The sequence below is a fragment of the Rhizobium sp. BK512 genome (genome assembly GCF_014194915.1).
Classification (GTDB): Bacteria; Pseudomonadota; Alphaproteobacteria; order Rhizobiales; family Rhizobiaceae; genus Rhizobium.
On sequence record NZ_JACIAS010000004.1, the window covers coordinates 202,238 to 216,498 of the forward strand.

The 14,261-nt window shown below is 60.5% G+C and carries 15 protein-coding genes; 8 read left to right on the forward strand and 7 right to left on the reverse strand.

Going from position 1 to position 14,261, the window contains the following annotated elements:
- The first annotated feature begins 58 nt into the window (after positions 1–58).
- Positions 59–1,111, forward strand: coding sequence for a GH25 family lysozyme (locus FHX06_RS16210; protein WP_113211232.1), 1,053 nt, complete (start codon positions 59–61; stop codon positions 1,109–1,111).
- A gap of 75 nt (positions 1,112–1,186) precedes the next feature.
- On the opposite strand, the gene FHX06_RS16215 is transcribed toward FHX06_RS16210, so the two are convergent.
- Positions 1,187–2,263 carry a class I SAM-dependent methyltransferase gene (locus FHX06_RS16215; RefSeq protein ID WP_113211233.1) on the reverse strand — a complete coding sequence of 359 codons (1,077 nt, stop codon included), beginning with the start codon at positions 2,261–2,263 and terminating at the stop codon, positions 1,187–1,189.
- A 160-nt stretch (positions 2,264–2,423) separates the two neighbouring features.
- On the opposite strand from FHX06_RS16215, the gene FHX06_RS16220 reads away from it, so the two are divergent.
- Positions 2,424–3,470: a GlxA family transcriptional regulator gene (locus tag FHX06_RS16220; protein ID WP_112541941.1), complete on the forward strand. Its 1,047-nt coding sequence runs from the start codon at positions 2,424–2,426 to the stop codon at positions 3,468–3,470.
- Positions 3,471–3,475: 5 nt separating this feature from the next.
- On the opposite strand, the gene lepA is transcribed toward FHX06_RS16220, so the two are convergent.
- Positions 3,476–5,308, reverse strand: a complete 1,833-nt coding sequence (gene lepA, locus FHX06_RS16225; RefSeq protein WP_113013178.1) for a translation elongation factor 4 — start codon at positions 5,306–5,308, stop codon at positions 3,476–3,478.
- Between the two features lie 76 nt (positions 5,309–5,384).
- Entirely contained in the window at positions 5,385–6,083 is a 699-nt protein-coding gene (gene tenA / locus FHX06_RS16230) for a thiaminase II (RefSeq protein ID WP_113013177.1), read from the reverse strand.
- A 129-nt stretch (positions 6,084–6,212) separates the two neighbouring features.
- On the opposite strand from tenA, the gene FHX06_RS16235 reads away from it, so the two are divergent.
- Positions 6,213–6,782 (forward strand): helix-turn-helix domain-containing protein, encoded by a 570-nt coding sequence (locus tag FHX06_RS16235; protein WP_113211234.1) that lies wholly within the window; start codon positions 6,213–6,215, stop codon positions 6,780–6,782.
- 29 nt (positions 6,783–6,811) lie between these two features.
- Entirely contained in the window at positions 6,812–7,330 is a 519-nt protein-coding gene (locus tag FHX06_RS16240) for a GNAT family N-acetyltransferase (RefSeq protein WP_183880026.1), read from the forward strand.
- On the opposite strand, the gene FHX06_RS16245 is transcribed toward FHX06_RS16240, so the two are convergent.
- Positions 7,312–7,938, reverse strand: coding sequence for an HAD-IA family hydrolase (locus FHX06_RS16245; protein WP_113203575.1), 627 nt, complete (start codon positions 7,936–7,938; stop codon positions 7,312–7,314). The genes FHX06_RS16240 and FHX06_RS16245 overlap by 19 nt on opposite strands.
- A gap of 152 nt (positions 7,939–8,090) precedes the next feature.
- Between FHX06_RS16245 and FHX06_RS16250 the strand changes: the two genes are divergently transcribed.
- The 3 genes from FHX06_RS16250 to FHX06_RS16260 all read left to right on the forward strand — a co-directional run bounded on the left by FHX06_RS16250 (position 8,091) and on the right by FHX06_RS16260 (position 10,663).
- Positions 8,091–9,116 (forward strand): histone deacetylase family protein, encoded by a 1,026-nt coding sequence (locus FHX06_RS16250; RefSeq protein WP_113203465.1) that lies wholly within the window; start codon positions 8,091–8,093, stop codon positions 9,114–9,116.
- A 10-nt stretch (positions 9,117–9,126) separates the two neighbouring features.
- Positions 9,127–9,678, forward strand: a complete 552-nt coding sequence (gene recX, locus FHX06_RS16255) for a recombination regulator RecX (RefSeq protein WP_113211466.1) — start codon at positions 9,127–9,129, stop codon at positions 9,676–9,678.
- Between the two features lie 91 nt (positions 9,679–9,769).
- Positions 9,770–10,663: an EamA family transporter gene (locus FHX06_RS16260; RefSeq protein WP_113013172.1), complete on the forward strand. Its 894-nt coding sequence runs from the start codon at positions 9,770–9,772 to the stop codon at positions 10,661–10,663.
- A 4-nt stretch (positions 10,664–10,667) separates the two neighbouring features.
- Here FHX06_RS16260 and FHX06_RS16265 read toward each other — a convergent pair whose 3' ends face one another.
- Positions 10,668–11,135 (reverse strand): group III truncated hemoglobin, encoded by a 468-nt coding sequence (locus FHX06_RS16265; protein ID WP_112541934.1) that lies wholly within the window; start codon positions 11,133–11,135, stop codon positions 10,668–10,670.
- Between the two features lie 173 nt (positions 11,136–11,308).
- Between FHX06_RS16265 and mbfA the strand changes: the two genes are divergently transcribed.
- Entirely contained in the window at positions 11,309–12,292 is a 984-nt protein-coding gene (mbfA, locus tag FHX06_RS16270; protein ID WP_112541933.1) for an iron exporter MbfA, read from the forward strand.
- Positions 12,293–12,563: 271 nt separating this feature from the next.
- On the opposite strand, the gene FHX06_RS16275 is transcribed toward mbfA, so the two are convergent.
- Positions 12,564–13,163 carry a transglutaminase-like cysteine peptidase gene (locus tag FHX06_RS16275; protein ID WP_112541932.1) on the reverse strand — a complete coding sequence of 200 codons (600 nt, stop codon included), beginning with the start codon at positions 13,161–13,163 and terminating at the stop codon, positions 12,564–12,566.
- A 210-nt stretch (positions 13,164–13,373) separates the two neighbouring features.
- Complete coding sequence (locus tag FHX06_RS16280; protein ID WP_183880028.1) at positions 13,374–14,159, reverse strand: alpha/beta hydrolase; 786 nt, start codon at positions 14,157–14,159, stop codon at positions 13,374–13,376.
- Between the last annotated feature and the right edge of the window lie 102 nt (positions 14,160–14,261).

A 14,261-nucleotide genomic window follows, 5' to 3' on the forward strand; every position in this document is an offset into this window, starting at 1 on the left:
TTGGTGTTTTCACGGATCTGGTGAAGCACCCTGGTTCTTGTTTTGCGTCACGGTGCCCATGCGTTCCACGGCTATCCCAGCGATCCTCGTCGCCTGCCTTGCTCTGGCAGGCTGCTCTTCGGCTTCCGGTCCGGAAAATCTTTCGGCTGGTGTTGCTCCGAAGCCTTCGAAGGAAATCACGGCTTCTGTCACGCCGCCGCCGGCACCTGTGCCCCAGGCTACGGTCGCTGCGATCGATGCAGCCGATGCCACCACTCCGCAGGTCAGCCTCGCCTGGGAAGCGCCCCTGCCGGAATCCCGCGCCTTCTCGGCAGTGACGCCTTCAGCCACATCGCAGCCGGGTATGCCGATTCCGAGCGAACGCCCCGTCGAATTCGCCATGGCGGCGGCACCTGCCATAGAACCGCCGACCCGTGGCCGCTCGCGCGTCTATGGTTATGGTTTCCGCGATGCCAAGCCGATCAACTTCGGCAAGGTCTCTCCGCGCAAACTCGCCGTCCACGGCGTCGACGTCTCGCGCTGGCAGGGCGACATCGACTGGGAAACGCTCCGGACCCGCGGCGCCAACTTCGCCTTCATCAAGGCAACGGATGGCGGCGATCATCTGGATCCGATGTTCAAGACAAACTGGCGGCGCGCCAAAGAGGCCGGCATCAAGCGCGGCGCCTATCATTTCTTCTACTGGTGCCGCACGGCCGGTGAGCAGGCCGACTGGTTCATCCGCAACGTGCCGCGCGATCCGGACGCCCTGCCGCCGGTCATCGATGTCGAATGGAACGGCGAATCGAGCTGCAAGGTGAAGCTCTCCCGCGCCCGCGTGTTGGAAAAAATGCAGGTCTTCATGGAGAAGATCGAGCAGCACTACGGCAAGCGACCGATCATCTATACGGCCCCGGATTTCTACGCGGATAATCTCGAAGGCGCCTTCCAGAACTATCACTTCTGGCTGCGCGCTGTCGCCGAACATCCTTCGAAGGTCTATCCGAACCGCAAATGGCTCTTCTGGCAATATTCCGGCTCTGGCCTCTCTCATGGCGTCGAAGGCCGCATTGACCTCAATGCCTTCCGCGGCAGCGAAGAAGAATGGCACCGCTGGGTAGCGGGGCTGTAGGAATTTCACTCCGGACAGAAGATGCCGCAGAACTGACGATATCAGCCCTGCGGCATTCGGCTTCGACCGCAAGGATCAGAGTCGCGCCTCGAGTACGAGGTTGAACGGGGTTGCCATCGCCCGACGGAACCGCGTGAAACCGGCCTTCCGGAAGATCTCGGCCAGCCGTTTCTCACCGGCTTGCGCGCCAAGCACGATATGGCCGCCATCAGAGATCGCATGAGCGCAGCAGATCGTCGTCGAGGCGGCATAATACATGCGCGCGACCGGCGAGATACTGTCTTCCACACCATCCTTCGCATAGGGCTCGACCAGCATTACCGTTCCCTCATGGGCGATGGTTCTGGCTGCGTGTCTTGCGACAGCGAGCGGGTCGCCCATGTCATGCAGGCAGTCGAAGAAGCAAATAAGGTCGTAGCCTGAACCAGAATAGGCGTCCGCTCTCGCGGTTTCGAATGTGACCCTCTCTGTTCCTCCCGCCGCAGCAACAACCTGCCGGGCCTCATCGAGCGATTCCGGATGCGAATCAAAGCCATGGAATCGCGACGACGGGAAGGCTTCGGCCATCAGCGCTGTCGAATGACCATGACCGCAGCCGACATCGGCCACCAGTGCGCCAGCCTTCAGTTTCTCGATGACGCCATCGAGCGCCGGCAGCCATTCGGCAACAAGGCTTGCCTTGTAGGCGTTGCGGTAGAGCGATGCCACGCCGCAATAGAGCCTGCCATCGTGATCGCCCCAGGGAATGCCGGCGCCGGTGCGAAATGCATCCAGGGCCTTGTCCTCGTCAGCCCACATCGAGGCGGGGATTGCCCAGGCCGCAGCCATGAAAACCGGGCTGTCGTCCTGCGCCAGCACCAGCGCATGTTCAGGCGGCAGTTCGTAGCTGTGGCTTGCCGCATCATAGATCACATAGCCCCCTGCCACCTGTGAGCCCAGCCATTCGCGGATATACCGCTCGGCGCAGCCCGTGATTGCCGCAAGCTGGTGCGAACTGATCCGCCCCACCTTCGCCATTGCCTTGTAAAGGCCGAGCCGGTGGCCGATGCTCACCATCACGCCGCCATAGCCGGCCGAGAGATCGCCGATTGCTCGTGAGACGATGAGGTCGAGCTTGGCCGCATCGATCGTGTTGCTTCTTATCTGGTCCATTTCCTTCTCCTGTCGAAATGTTAGGAATGGAAATGGAATGACAGCAGACGCGCTATTACGGCAGAGCGGCATGGGCCATAAGCGGGCCATTTGCGCCAATCATCATGCCGGTGTAGGCAAAAGAAGCAAATAGCGGACCTGTTTCTTCCGGGGGGATGAGATGCAATCCGGCGCCGATCAAGTCGTTTCCAGGCCGCTTCATGTCAGCCTCGTGGCCATTCCCGAGGCTGTGGTATCGACCCTGAGCGGCATTTTCGATGTCATGAATGCCTTTGCGGTTCTGCCGGCAGCCAGCGATGTCCTCGGCGGCCGAGCGCCCTTCAAGGTGGAAATTGTCGGTACATCCGCCGAGCCGCTGGAACTTGCAAGCCGTCTGCCGATTACCGTCCAGCGCAGCATCTCGTCTCTCGACCACACGGATATCGTCATCGTGCCCTCCGTTCTGCTGCCATCGCGTGGATGGCAGAAGGGACGTTATCCGGAACTTGTCGAATGGGTTGGCGCCATGCATTCGCGTGGCGCGCTGATCTGCTCGGCCTGTTCGGGGCTCTTTCTGCTGGCAGAGACCGGGCTATTCGACGGCATGGATGCGACAGTGCATTTCGGCTATGCCGAGGCTTTCCGGACAAGCTTTCCGCAGGTGCCCGTCCATCCCGAGCGTGTGCTCGTCGTTTGTGGCAGGCGAGAAGAGCTGATCAGCTCCGGTGCCTCCATGACCTGGCATGATCTCGTCCTGTACCTGATCGCCCGCCATGCGGGTGCTTCAGCCGCGCAGGCTATTGCCCGTTTCTTCGCGTTGCAATGGCATCAGGATGGGTTGGCGCCCTATATCGTTTTCGAGGGCCGCAGGGATCATGGCGATACAGCGATCCAGACGGCGCAGGAATGGCTTTCCAGCCATTTTTCGGTCGCCAATCCCATCGAGGAAATGTTCCGTCATGCTGGCCTGACGGAGCGCACCTTCAAGCGCCGCTTCACCCAGGCAACCGGTGTCAGCCCGATTGCCTATGTTCAGCGTTTGAGAGTGGAGGATGCAAAGCGCCGGCTGGAGCGCACGGATGCGCCGGTCGATGAGATCAGCTGGGAGGTCGGCTATGAAGAGCCGGCTTTTTTCCGCAGGCTCTTCAAGCGCATGACAGGCCTGACGCCCGGCAGCTATCGCCGCCGGTTTCGTGTGCCCGATTATGCGCGTCCGTCAAAAAGCTGAGGTGTTTACTCGTCACCCATCTTGAGCGCCGCGATAAACGCTTCCTGCGGGATTTCCACCTTGCCGAACTGGCGCATGCGCTTCTTGCCTTCCTTCTGCTTTTCCAGAAGTTTGCGCTTGCGGGTGGCGTCGCCGCCGTAGCATTTGGCCGTCACGTCCTTGCGAAGCGCCGAGATGGTTTCGCGGGCAATGACGTTGCTGCCGATCGCCGCCTGGATCGGGATCTTGAACATGTGCTTCGGGATCAGCTCCTTCAGCCGCTCGCACATGTCGCGACCGCGCTTTTCGGCGGCGGCGCGATGCACCAGCATCGAGAGCGCGTCGACCGGCTCGCCGTTGACGAGGATCGACATCTTCACGAGATTGCCCTCGCGATAGCCTTCGAGGTGATAATCGAAGGACGCATAGCCCTTCGAGATCGACTTGAGGCGATCGTAGAAATCGAAGACGACTTCGTTGAGCGGCAGATCATAAGTCACCATCGCGCGCGTGCCGACATAGGTCAGCTCGGTCTGGATGCCACGACGATCCTGGCAAAGCTTCAGGATCCCGCCGAGATAATCGTCCGGTGTCATGATCGTTGCCTTGATCCACGGCTCGCGGATTTCGGCGATCTTGACGACATCGGGCATGTCGGCCGGATTGTGCAGTTCACGCTCGCTGCCGTCGGTCATCGTCAGCTGATAGACGACTGATGGTGCGGTCGCGATCAGGTCGAGATCGAACTCGCGTTCGAGACGTTCCTGGATGATTTCGAGATGCAGCAGGCCGAGGAAGCCGCAGCGGAAGCCGAAGCCGAGAGCGGCCGAGCTTTCCATTTCAAAGGAGAAGGACGCGTCGTTGAGGCGAAGCTTGCCCATCGCGGCGCGCAGATCTTCGAAATCGGCGGCATCGACCGGGAACAGGCCGCAGAAGACGACCGGCTGTGCCGGCTTGAAACCCGGCAGGGCCTCGGCGGTCGGACGCTTGTCTTCGGTGATCGTATCGCCGACGCGGGTATCGGCCACTTCCTTGATCGAGGCGGTGATGAAGCCGATCTCGCCGGGGCCGAGGCTGTCCACATTGACCATTTTCGGCGTCAGCACGCCGACGCGCTCGACCTGATACTTGGCATCCGTGCCCATCATGCGGACAGTCTGACCCTTGGAGAGCACGCCGTCGATGACGCGGACCAGAACCATGACGCCGAGATAGGTGTCGTACCAGCTATCGACGAGCAGCGCCTTCAACGGTGCTTTCTCGCCGCCCGGGCTCTTCGGCGCCGGCAGCTGGTGGACGATCGCTTCCAGCACGTCGGGAATGCCGAGACCGGTCTTGGCCGAGATCAGCACGGCCTCGGAGGCGTCGATGCCGATCACTTCCTCGATCTGCTCCTTGATGCGGTCGGGTTCGGCCGCCGGCAGATCGATCTTGTTGAGAACGGTGACGATCTCGTGATTGTTGTCGATCGCCTGATAGACGTTGGCGAGCGTCTGGGCTTCCACGCCCTGCGACGCGTCAACGACGAGCAGCGAACCTTCGCAGGCCGAGAGCGAACGCGAGACTTCATAGGCGAAGTCGACGTGGCCGGGCGTATCGATGAGATTCAGCACATAGGTTTCGCCGTTATTCGCCTTGTAGTGCAGGCGCACGGTCTGGGCCTTGATGGTGATGCCGCGCTCGCGCTCGATATCCATATTGTCGAGCACCTGCTCGGACATTTCTCGCTCGGCAAGGCCGCCGGTCGTCTGGATCAGGCGGTCAGCAAGCGTCGATTTGCCGTGGTCGATATGGGCCACGATCGAAAAGTTGCGGATATGGGATAGCGGAGTCGTCGAATTGGTGCTCATGCGCGCCATATAGCAGCGCGCTCACCGCCCGCAAAGCGGTAATTATACCGGGGTTTACCCTATTTTGCAGACCGTGACGTACGGCTCAGACCGGCCAGGTCTCCAGCCGCCAGGCGGAATCCCAGAACATCCATTCATATTGGGAGGCGCGCACGAAGGCGTCCATCATCTGCTGGCGCTCTGTAGGCGAGGCAGCCCGCGCGGCGATATCCGTCAAGGCAATCACTTCACGCGCACCGGCTGCAAATTGCGGATCGCCATAGGTGTTGATCCAGGCCTGGAAGACATTACCCTCGATCGCCGGTCGGCTCTTGATGCCTTCGCCCACATGCCAGTAGATCCAGAAGCAGGGCAGGATGGCCGAAAGCGCCACCGCGTAGGAGCAGTGGTAGGCCGTCGCCAGCAGGAAATTCGTATAGGCAAAGCACGAGGGCGAGGGCTCGGCCGCCGTCACATCGGCGCTGGAAATGCCGAACTGCGTCAGGAAACCGGCATGCAGCCCCTGCTCCACGGTTATCGCCTTCTGCGCCGACCCAAGAAAGCGCAGCACCTGCGCATTATCGGGCGCTTTGGCGGCGACGATCGCAAGGCAGCGGGCATAATGCTTCAGGTAGATCGCGTCCTGCAGGATATAGTGGCGGAAAACCTCCGGCGGCAGCGTACCATCCGAAAGCCGCTCCAGCAGCGGCAATCGCTCGATCTCGGCCATGATCGGCTTGATCCGGTCCCAGGCGGCCGTCGTGAAGCTTTCCGCCGTCTCAGTGCCTTGCGCAATACCGTCCATCTTGCTCTCCGCTCTTGAATGCCGCTGCCATATATCGACGCCGCCGCGGTGAAAGCAAGGCTGCTTGCAAGGACTTGATTCCATCATTGGATCCTGTATTTCTCTTATAGTAGAATCATGGATTGAAAAATGGAACAGGAACTCGAGCAGGCAATCGGCCTCCGCATTCGCATGCTGCGGACGGAAAAGGGGCAGACACTGGATGATCTCGCTACTGCTTCCGGCGTGAGCCGCGCGATGATCTCCCGCATCGAGCGGGCGGAGGCGAGCCCCACGGCTTCGCTGTTGGCGAGGGTCTGTGCGGCGCTTGGCCTGTCGCTTTCAGAGTTTTTTGCCGATGAAGGGCAGGAAGCATCGCCGCTATCGCGTCGCCAGGATCAGCAGGTCTGGCGCGATCCCGAAACCGGCTATATGCGCCGCGCCGTCTCGCCGCCGGGTACATCCTCGGATGTCGATATCGTTGATGTCGAATTTCCGGCCGGTGCGCGCGTCAGCTTCCCGCCGCATGCCGCCAGCCGCGGCATGACCCAGCATGTCTGGCTCTTCGATGGCGAGCTGGAAATGACCGTCGGCGAGATCGTTCATCGTCTCAAGCCCGGCGACTGTCTCTTCATGCCGGTCGGTGACGGCCATGTCTTTCACAATCCGGGTCATGCGCCGGCACGCTACTGCGTCGTGCTGGCCCGCGGCGATCACTAAATCACGCGCTCACTTATCAGGGGATCATCATGCCGACTATCCGTCTTCTCTCTGCCGCCGAGGCACACGCGGCTATTCCCGACCTCTGCGAGGTGCTTGCCGATTGCGTCAATGGCGGCGCCTCGGTCGGCTTCATGCAGCCCTATACACCTAGGGATGCCGAACCCTACTGGCGTAGTGTCGCCGAAGCCGTGGCCGATGGCGCCACCCTGCTCTTCGGCGCTGAAGTTGATGGCAAAATCGTCGGCACGGTGCAGGTCGGCGCTGCCCAGATGCCGAACCAGCCGCATCGCGGCGATCTGAAAAAGCTGCTTGTTCACCGCTCCGCTCGCGGCCATGGCCTGGCGCGTCTGCTGATGGACATGGCCGAACACGAAGCGGCCCGTCGCGGCAAGACGATTCTCGTCCTCGACACGGCAACCGGCAGCGATGCTGAAGCCATCTACCCGCGTCTCGGCTGGGAGCGTGTCGGTGTCATTCCCGATTATGCGCTCTGGCCTGAAGGTGGCCTGTGCGCCACAACCTTCTTTTACAAGCGCGTGGCCTGATGGCCGTGCGTAAAGGCGTCTATCGCGTCAGCCAGTCTTGAGGCCGGCGTCCAATGCAGGGCCTTCCAGCCAAACTCTTTGGCCGCCGCAATATTCTCCTCGACATCGTCAATGAAGCCGATGTCATCAGGGGCGGCGCCGACTTCTTGCGTCGCAAGCCGGAAGAAATCGCTGAAAGGCTTTCGCGCGCCGAGTGCGGCCGAGTAGAACATGCCGTCGAAAAGCGCGCCGAGCCCCAGCACGTCGCGCAGGTAGGCGGCGCGCTGGTGCTCCTGGTTGGTGGCAAGATAAAGAAGCGTGCCTTTGTCCTTCAGGCGGGCGAGATCGTCGAGCAATTGCCGGTCGAGGCGGGAGTCGTTTTCGAACCAATAGTCGAGCAGTGTCTGGGCGTTGAGATGCGGTGCAATCCGGCCAAGTACTTCCGTCAGACGGGGTTCGATCGGCTCCTGGCCTGTGACGATTCCGACCCAGTAAGGCTTGAAGAATTCCTGTTGAAGCAACGGCGCAGGCAGGCCGAGGTCGCGCTCGAGATAGGTAAAGAGCGGCAGGCCGTCTGTCGGCCGTCCGTGGACCAGCACCCCATCGACATCGACCATCAGGATTTTCATGGGCTTAAACTCTTGAGGAAAAGGAAGGTGTTCTGAAATCGGCTTGAACGTGGCGTCGCCTGTTGCGGTGATCAAGCCGTGTTCGGTGCTTTTTTCTTTGGACGGGCCTGTGTAAGGCTTGATTCTGACAAGCTGATTTGCGGAGGACACTCGTGCGCGTCATCTATTCCGAAGACCACAAGCTGCGTGATGCGAAGACAGAACTGCATGATGGCCAGCTTGTGACGCCCTTCGAAGCGCCGTTCCGGGCAGAATGGATTCTTGCCGCGGTGAAGGATGCAGGTTTCACGGATGTTGTTGCGCCTCAGGCGCATGGCCTGGAAACTGCGCGCAAGGTACACGATCCCGCCTATCTGGAGTTCCTGGCGACGGTGTGGGATCGCTGGGTGGCGGCTGGATATAAGGGCGAGGCGATCGCCAATTCCTTCCCAATCCGCCGCAGCAGCCAGCGCATACCGGAAAACATCGTCGGCGCGATCGGCCATTATGCCAATGCCGCCGATACGTCCATCACCAAAGGATCCTACGAGGCAGCCGTTGCCTCGATGCGCTGTGCGATGACGGGCGCGGATTGGCTGAACGCCGGCAACCGCTTCGCCTTCGCGCTCTGCCGCCCGCCTGGCCACCATGCCGGCATCGATCTCTTCGGTGGCTATTGTTTCATCAACAATTCCGGCGTGGCCGCCCAGCGACTGCTCGATCATGGCGCGAAGAGGGTCGCCGTGCTCGACGTCGATTTCCATCATGGCAACGGCACGCAGGATCTCTTCTATCGCCGCGGCGATGTCTTCACCGCCTCGCTGCACGGCGATCCAATCCATGCCTTTCCCTATTTTCTTGGCCATGCCGACGAGGACGGCGAAGGGCAGGGCGAAGGCGCCAATCGCAACTACCCGCTGGCTTATGGCACCACATTCGATGTCTGGTCATCAGCTCTTGCCGATGCGCTCTCCCGCATCAAGGCTTTCGGTGCCGAAGCCGTCGTTGTCGCTCTTGGGGTCGATACGTTCGAGCGCGATCCGATCTCCTTCTTCAAGCTGAAGTCGGAGGACTTCATTCGCATGGGCGAGTTGATCTCCGCCGCCGGCTTGCCGGTCGTCGCCTGCATGGAGGGCGGCTACGGTGTGCCGGAGATCGGCCTCAATGTCGCCAATGTGCTCAAGGGTCTGGAAGCCTGATCTGCTGCCGATGACTGACGAAAGCACTCCATCCGATATTCCGACGCCCCGCATGCTGAGCTGGGCGCGCAACTCGACCATCTATCGCCTCGAGCGGCGCATGATGACCGAAAAGCAGCTCTTTGACGCCATCACCCGCAAGGCGAAAGAAAAGTTCGAGGACATCAGCGCAGCCCAACTCAAGGCCGTTGCTGATTTTGCCGTCAAATTCGCCTATGACAACAAGGCGATCGACGATGGCGCCTATGCCGAGATTGCCACGCGATCGGCCGTGCGCAGCGGCAAGTCGAAGCGAGCGATCGCTCAGAAGCTTGCGGTCAAAGGCGTCTCCACCGATAAGGTGGAGGTAGCGCTCGAGGAAACCGACGATCTCTACGCCGCAGCGATATTCGCCCGCAAACGCGCCTTCGGCCCCTTTCGCCGTGTCGAGCTGGATGAGAAACGCAAGGCGAAGGAGCTTTCCGCCTTCGCCCGCAACGGTTTCAGCTTCGAAATCGGCAGAAAGGTCTTCGAGATGACCTTCGAAGATGCTGAGGAGATCATCTTCGCTGGCCGCCTCTGATGCCATCAAGGCTTTTGCTGGCACGATCAGAAGTTTGAATTTGTCGCCTGCGGATCGGCTTCGTATGAAGAGCGCACAATCGGAGGCATCTATGGAAGACAGAACGAATGCAGGAGCGAATGCGCTGACTGCTGAAGCATCGACTGCATTCGGCGGCGTGGCTGCCGGCGGCCTGATGTGCCTCATGTCGATGTCTTCCATCCAGTTCGGTGCGGCATTGTCCTCCTCCGCCATTGCCACCTATGGGCCAGTCGGCGCCACATGGTTGCGCCTGGCTTTTGCCGCCATCATCCTGGCAATCGCCGTGCGCCCGCGCATTTTCAGCTACAGCCGCGCGCAATGGACAAGTGCCCTGGTTCTCGGCACGACGACGGCGCTGATGACGATGAGTTTTTTCTCGTCGATCGAGCGCATTCCGCTCGGCCTCGCCGTCGCGATCGATTTTCTCGGACCACTTTCCGTCGCGACCATCGGCTACGGATTGAGCCGGCGCCTCATCTGGCCGCTCATTGCCGCTTTCGGCGTTCTCGCCCTCGCCCATGACGGAGAAGGCTGGGTCGGAGATCCCCTCGGTGTTCTCTTTGCATTTGGCGCGGGAACGGGCTGGGCGATCTATATCGTGCTCACGAAGAAGATCGGTGCAAGCTTCAAGGGTCTTGAAGGACTTTCCATGTCGCTCATGGTTGCCGCCGTGGTCGCAACGCCCTTCGGCTTTGCCGGCGCCGCGCCGAAGCTTGATGCCTACGGCCTGATTGAAATGGCGGGCCTCGCCATTCTGGTGCCGTTGCTGCCCTACACGCTGGAACTGATTGCGCTGCGCCGGATGCCGACAGCTTCCTTCGGCATCCTTATGAGCCTGGAGCCTGCCATTGCAGCATTCGCCGGCTTTATCATACTGGCGCAGCCCATGACCTTTCTGCAGATGGCGGGAACGGCCCTGGTCGTCGCCGCAAGCGCCGGCGCCACCTTTTCGGCGAGGCAGTGAGACGTCAGACCGTCTTCTTCGTGGGATCGTCGAGTGCCGGATTGTAGAAGAGAGACAGCGTCAGGCTCTTTGCGATCCGTTCCGCTGTGGCCATGAACCACGCCTTGGCTTCCGGCGTGGGCGCCACATCGTCAAGCGTTTGCGAAAACAGAGAAAGCCATTTCGGGAAGAGCTCCGGCGTCATGTTCGCAACGCCGAGATGCGCCTGAACCGGCTTGCCTCCATAGGCGCCGCTGCGGAAGGCGACGGATGACCAGAAGCTTTTCATTTTGGCCATATGTTCCGGCCAGCGGCCGGAAAGCCTGGCGTCGAAGACCGGGCCGAGCTCGGCATGCTGCAGCACTCGCCCGTAGAAGGTTTCCACAAGCCTCGAAATGAAGGCGTCATCGATGCCGATTGCCGCCATTTCGGCCTCGGCCTTTTCGCGGATCGCGGCAATATGCGCAGCCCGCCCTTGTATCTCGTTATCCATCTCAAGCCCCGGCGCTACTTCCAGCTGGCAGCTCTCATATAGGTTCGCGCACGTTCTCGCAAAACTGCGGTGAGGGGACCGTGGCAATCTGTCAATCTGGCGGGGTTTCGATCTTGACCCATGCCACACGCCTCTTTAAATTTAGAATAATTCTAAATTATTGGAGAATACACATGCTGGCGCGTTTTTTCAGATCACCGAAACGTTCCTTCCGATCCCTTTCCGAGCAGGAAATTCTGGCGCTTGCCATCGCCTCGGAAGAAGATGATGCGCGGATCTATCTCGCCTATGCTGAGCACCTGCGAAAGGAGTTTCCGGCATCCGCCAAGGTGTTCGAGGATATGGCCGAGGTCGAGGACACGCATCGCCGGTCCCTGATCGAAATGCACCGCCAGCGCTTTGGCGAGCGTATTCCCCTCATCCGCCGCGAGCATGTCGAAGGCTTCTACGAGCGCAAGCCCGACTGGCTGCGCGCCAATCTTTCCCTCGATGCGATCAGGCAGGAAGCCGAAGCGATGGAGGAGCAGGCCTATCGCTTCTACGTCGAGGCGATCAAGCAGACCTCTGACGCCTCCACTCGCCAACTTCTCGGTGATCTCGCACTTGCCGAGCAAGGCCACGAGGATATTGCCCGCATGCTCGGCGACAAGCACACGCCCGAGGATGTGAAGAAGGAAGAGGACGAGACGGCACGCCGACAGTTCGTACTGACCTATGTGCAGCCGGGCCTCGCCGGTCTGATGGACGGCTCGGTTTCCACGCTGGCGCCGATCTTCGCCGCCGCTTTTGCCACGCAGGATACCTGGCAGACCTTCCTCGTCGGTCTCTCGGCCTCGGTCGGCGCCGGCATTTCGATGGGCTTCACGGAGGCCGCTCACGACGACGGCAAGATCTCCGGCCGCGGCTCGCCGATCAAGCGTGGTCTTGCCTGCGGCATCATGACGGCGCTTGGCGGCCTCGGCCACGCGCTGCCCTATCTTATCCCGCAATTCTGGACCGCGACGATCACCGCCGCCGTCATTGTTTTCTTCGAACTCTGGGCGATTGCCTTCATCCAGAATAAATACATGGAGACGCCGTTCCTGCGCGCGGCCTTCCAGGTCGTCGTCGGCGGCAGCCTCGTCCTCGCAGCCGGTATTCTGATTGGGAATGGGTGAGGAGCGGTCGGCGCAGCCGAGCAATCGATCCAGTGAATCGATTGCAGCGACGAACGCCCTGAGCCAAAGCGAAGGGCCGGGCGCCGGTAGCTCAAACTCGGCGTAATTAATCGGTCGGGCAAAGCCCGAGCAACCGGCCCAATGAATCGATTGCGGCACTGTCGCCTCAACCCGAAGCGAAAGTCCCGGTCGTCGCTGCTACAAATTCCAAGCACCGAAAATGAAAAAGCCGGCTGTCGCCGGCTTTTTCACAGTCCCCCCACGAAACCTTTTACTTGAGAGCGCCGACCAGAACGTCGCGGCCATTCTCGATGGTAACCCAGCGACCGGCGTTGAAGCTCGACTGGCGCTTGATGAAGCTATAGGGCGTCGCAAACCAGGGCTTGACGTCGGAAGCCAGGTTGTCGAGCACGAAATCGCCTTCGGCTGTGCGCAGCGTCAGCACGGCGTGGCCTTCGCCATCAGGCTTGCGAACGACTGTCATCAGCAGGTCCGCGGGCGAGAAGCCGCGCTGGATGAGGATACGACGCTTCAGAAGCGCGAAATCCTCGCAGTCGCCAGCCGTGGTCGGATAGGCCCAAACCTCGTCCTTGCCGTAGATTTCCTTGTCCGTCATCGGCGTGATCGTGCGGTTGACGGTCGCGTTGACCGAACGGACCGTGGCCCACTTGGCGCCGGTCATGGCAACCGGGCCGCTATTGCGGTTGGCACCGCATTCGCTGCGGTGCGTCTGACAGAAATCGTAATGACCAACCGGCTGCGATGTCGCATTGCCGGTTACCATCGAGGCATTTTTGCTCGGAGCCGGAATAGCGGCCGGCGCCATTGCAAACACGGCCATCATGGCCACGAGGAAACCCTTGATCCGCACGCCCTACTTCCCTGCATCGCCCTTCATTTATTAACAAACAGTTAACGGAGAGGGCCGAAAGGAGTCAATCGTTACTTCTTGGGAGGGCGTTGCAACTCGTAGACATGGTTAAAATGCGACATAACCTTAGGGATAGTCGGGCGTGAGTTACTCAACCAAGGCCCTCTATTAGGGTGATTGCATATTCTTTGGCGAACAACTGGTCTCAGTCTATCGGATGAGGCCTTTGACTGCGCCGCGCAGCCGCTCGATATCCTGTGGGCGCGACAGCCGATGGTCGCCATCGCGAATGAAGGTCAGTACCACGTCGTCGGCAGGAAGATGTTCCACGAGCTTCATCGCATGCAGATAGGGCACGTCGGCATCTTTCATGCCCTGCAGGATATGGATCGGGCAGCCCGTTTCGATAATACCGGTCAGCACCCGGTTCTGGCGGCCATCTTCGATCAGCGCGCGGGTATAGATGTTGGGCTCGGGGCTATATTGCGAGCGTTCCTCGAAATAGCCGCGCTCTTCCAGCGAGACGCGCTCCTTCTTCTTGAGGTTTGGTTCGATGAGATCGGAGGTGAAGTCCGGTGCTGGCGCAATCAGCGCCATGCCTTCAAGCTTGGGTCCACCAGCCTTTGCAAGCTCCTGCGCCACCCTGAGCGCGATCCAGCCGCCCATCGAAGAACCGATGAGGATCATCCGTTTGGGGGCGGCGTCGCGGATCACCGCGAGCGCCTCCTCCAGCCAGCGCGAAATCGTGCCGTCGGTGAAGGCGCCGCCGGAAAGTCCGTGGCCGGAATAGTCGAGACGGATGCAGGCGGTCCCCAGTTCTTCCGCCAGCCTGTCGATTTCGACGGCCTTGCTGCCGCTCATGTCAGATCGGTAGCCGGATAGCCAAACGAGAGCCGGAAGATCGCGGTCCGCTCGTGCCGGTCGCACCAGCATGGCGATCTGCCGCGCGGCCTCGCCTGCGCCGACGGTGAGGAACTGAGGCTGAAGAACGGACATCGGGCGGAACTCCTGTTGTTTCGGTCTATAAAACAGATTCTTGACAGGCTGACAGCAGGTGATTTTTCCGCTATAGGGTGTTATTGAATCCGTTGCAGTGAT

What these genes read in the sequence shown, in the direction of transcription:
- FHX06_RS16220 (WP_112541941.1), top strand. Translation starts at nt 2,424, where the DNA reads ATGCAATCCGGCGCCGATCAAGTCGTTTCCAGGCCGCTTCATGTCAGC.
- FHX06_RS16280 (WP_183880028.1), bottom strand. Translation starts at nt 14,159, where the DNA reads ATGTCCGTTCTTCAGCCTCAGTTCCTCACCGTCGGCGCAGGCGAGGCC.
- FHX06_RS16235 (WP_113211234.1), top strand. Translation starts at nt 6,213, where the DNA reads ATGGAACAGGAACTCGAGCAGGCAATCGGCCTCCGCATTCGCATGCTG.
- FHX06_RS16260 (WP_113013172.1), top strand. Translation starts at nt 9,770, where the DNA reads ATGGAAGACAGAACGAATGCAGGAGCGAATGCGCTGACTGCTGAAGCA.
- tenA (WP_113013177.1), bottom strand. Translation starts at nt 6,083, where the DNA reads ATGGACGGTATTGCGCAAGGCACTGAGACGGCGGAAAGCTTCACGACG.
- recX (WP_113211466.1), top strand. Translation starts at nt 9,127, where the DNA reads ATGACTGACGAAAGCACTCCATCCGATATTCCGACGCCCCGCATGCTG.
- mbfA (WP_112541933.1), top strand. Translation starts at nt 11,309, where the DNA reads ATGCTGGCGCGTTTTTTCAGATCACCGAAACGTTCCTTCCGATCCCTT.
- FHX06_RS16245 (WP_113203575.1), bottom strand. Translation starts at nt 7,938, where the DNA reads ATGAAAATCCTGATGGTCGATGTCGATGGGGTGCTGGTCCACGGACGG.
- lepA (WP_113013178.1), bottom strand. Translation starts at nt 5,308, where the DNA reads ATGGCGCGCATGAGCACCAATTCGACGACTCCGCTATCCCATATCCGC.
- FHX06_RS16215 (WP_113211233.1), bottom strand. Translation starts at nt 2,263, where the DNA reads ATGGACCAGATAAGAAGCAACACGATCGATGCGGCCAAGCTCGACCTC.
- FHX06_RS16240 (WP_183880026.1), top strand. Translation starts at nt 6,812, where the DNA reads ATGCCGACTATCCGTCTTCTCTCTGCCGCCGAGGCACACGCGGCTATT.
- FHX06_RS16210 (WP_113211232.1), top strand. Translation starts at nt 59, where the DNA reads ATGCGTTCCACGGCTATCCCAGCGATCCTCGTCGCCTGCCTTGCTCTG.
- FHX06_RS16265 (WP_112541934.1), bottom strand. Translation starts at nt 11,135, where the DNA reads ATGGATAACGAGATACAAGGGCGGGCTGCGCATATTGCCGCGATCCGC.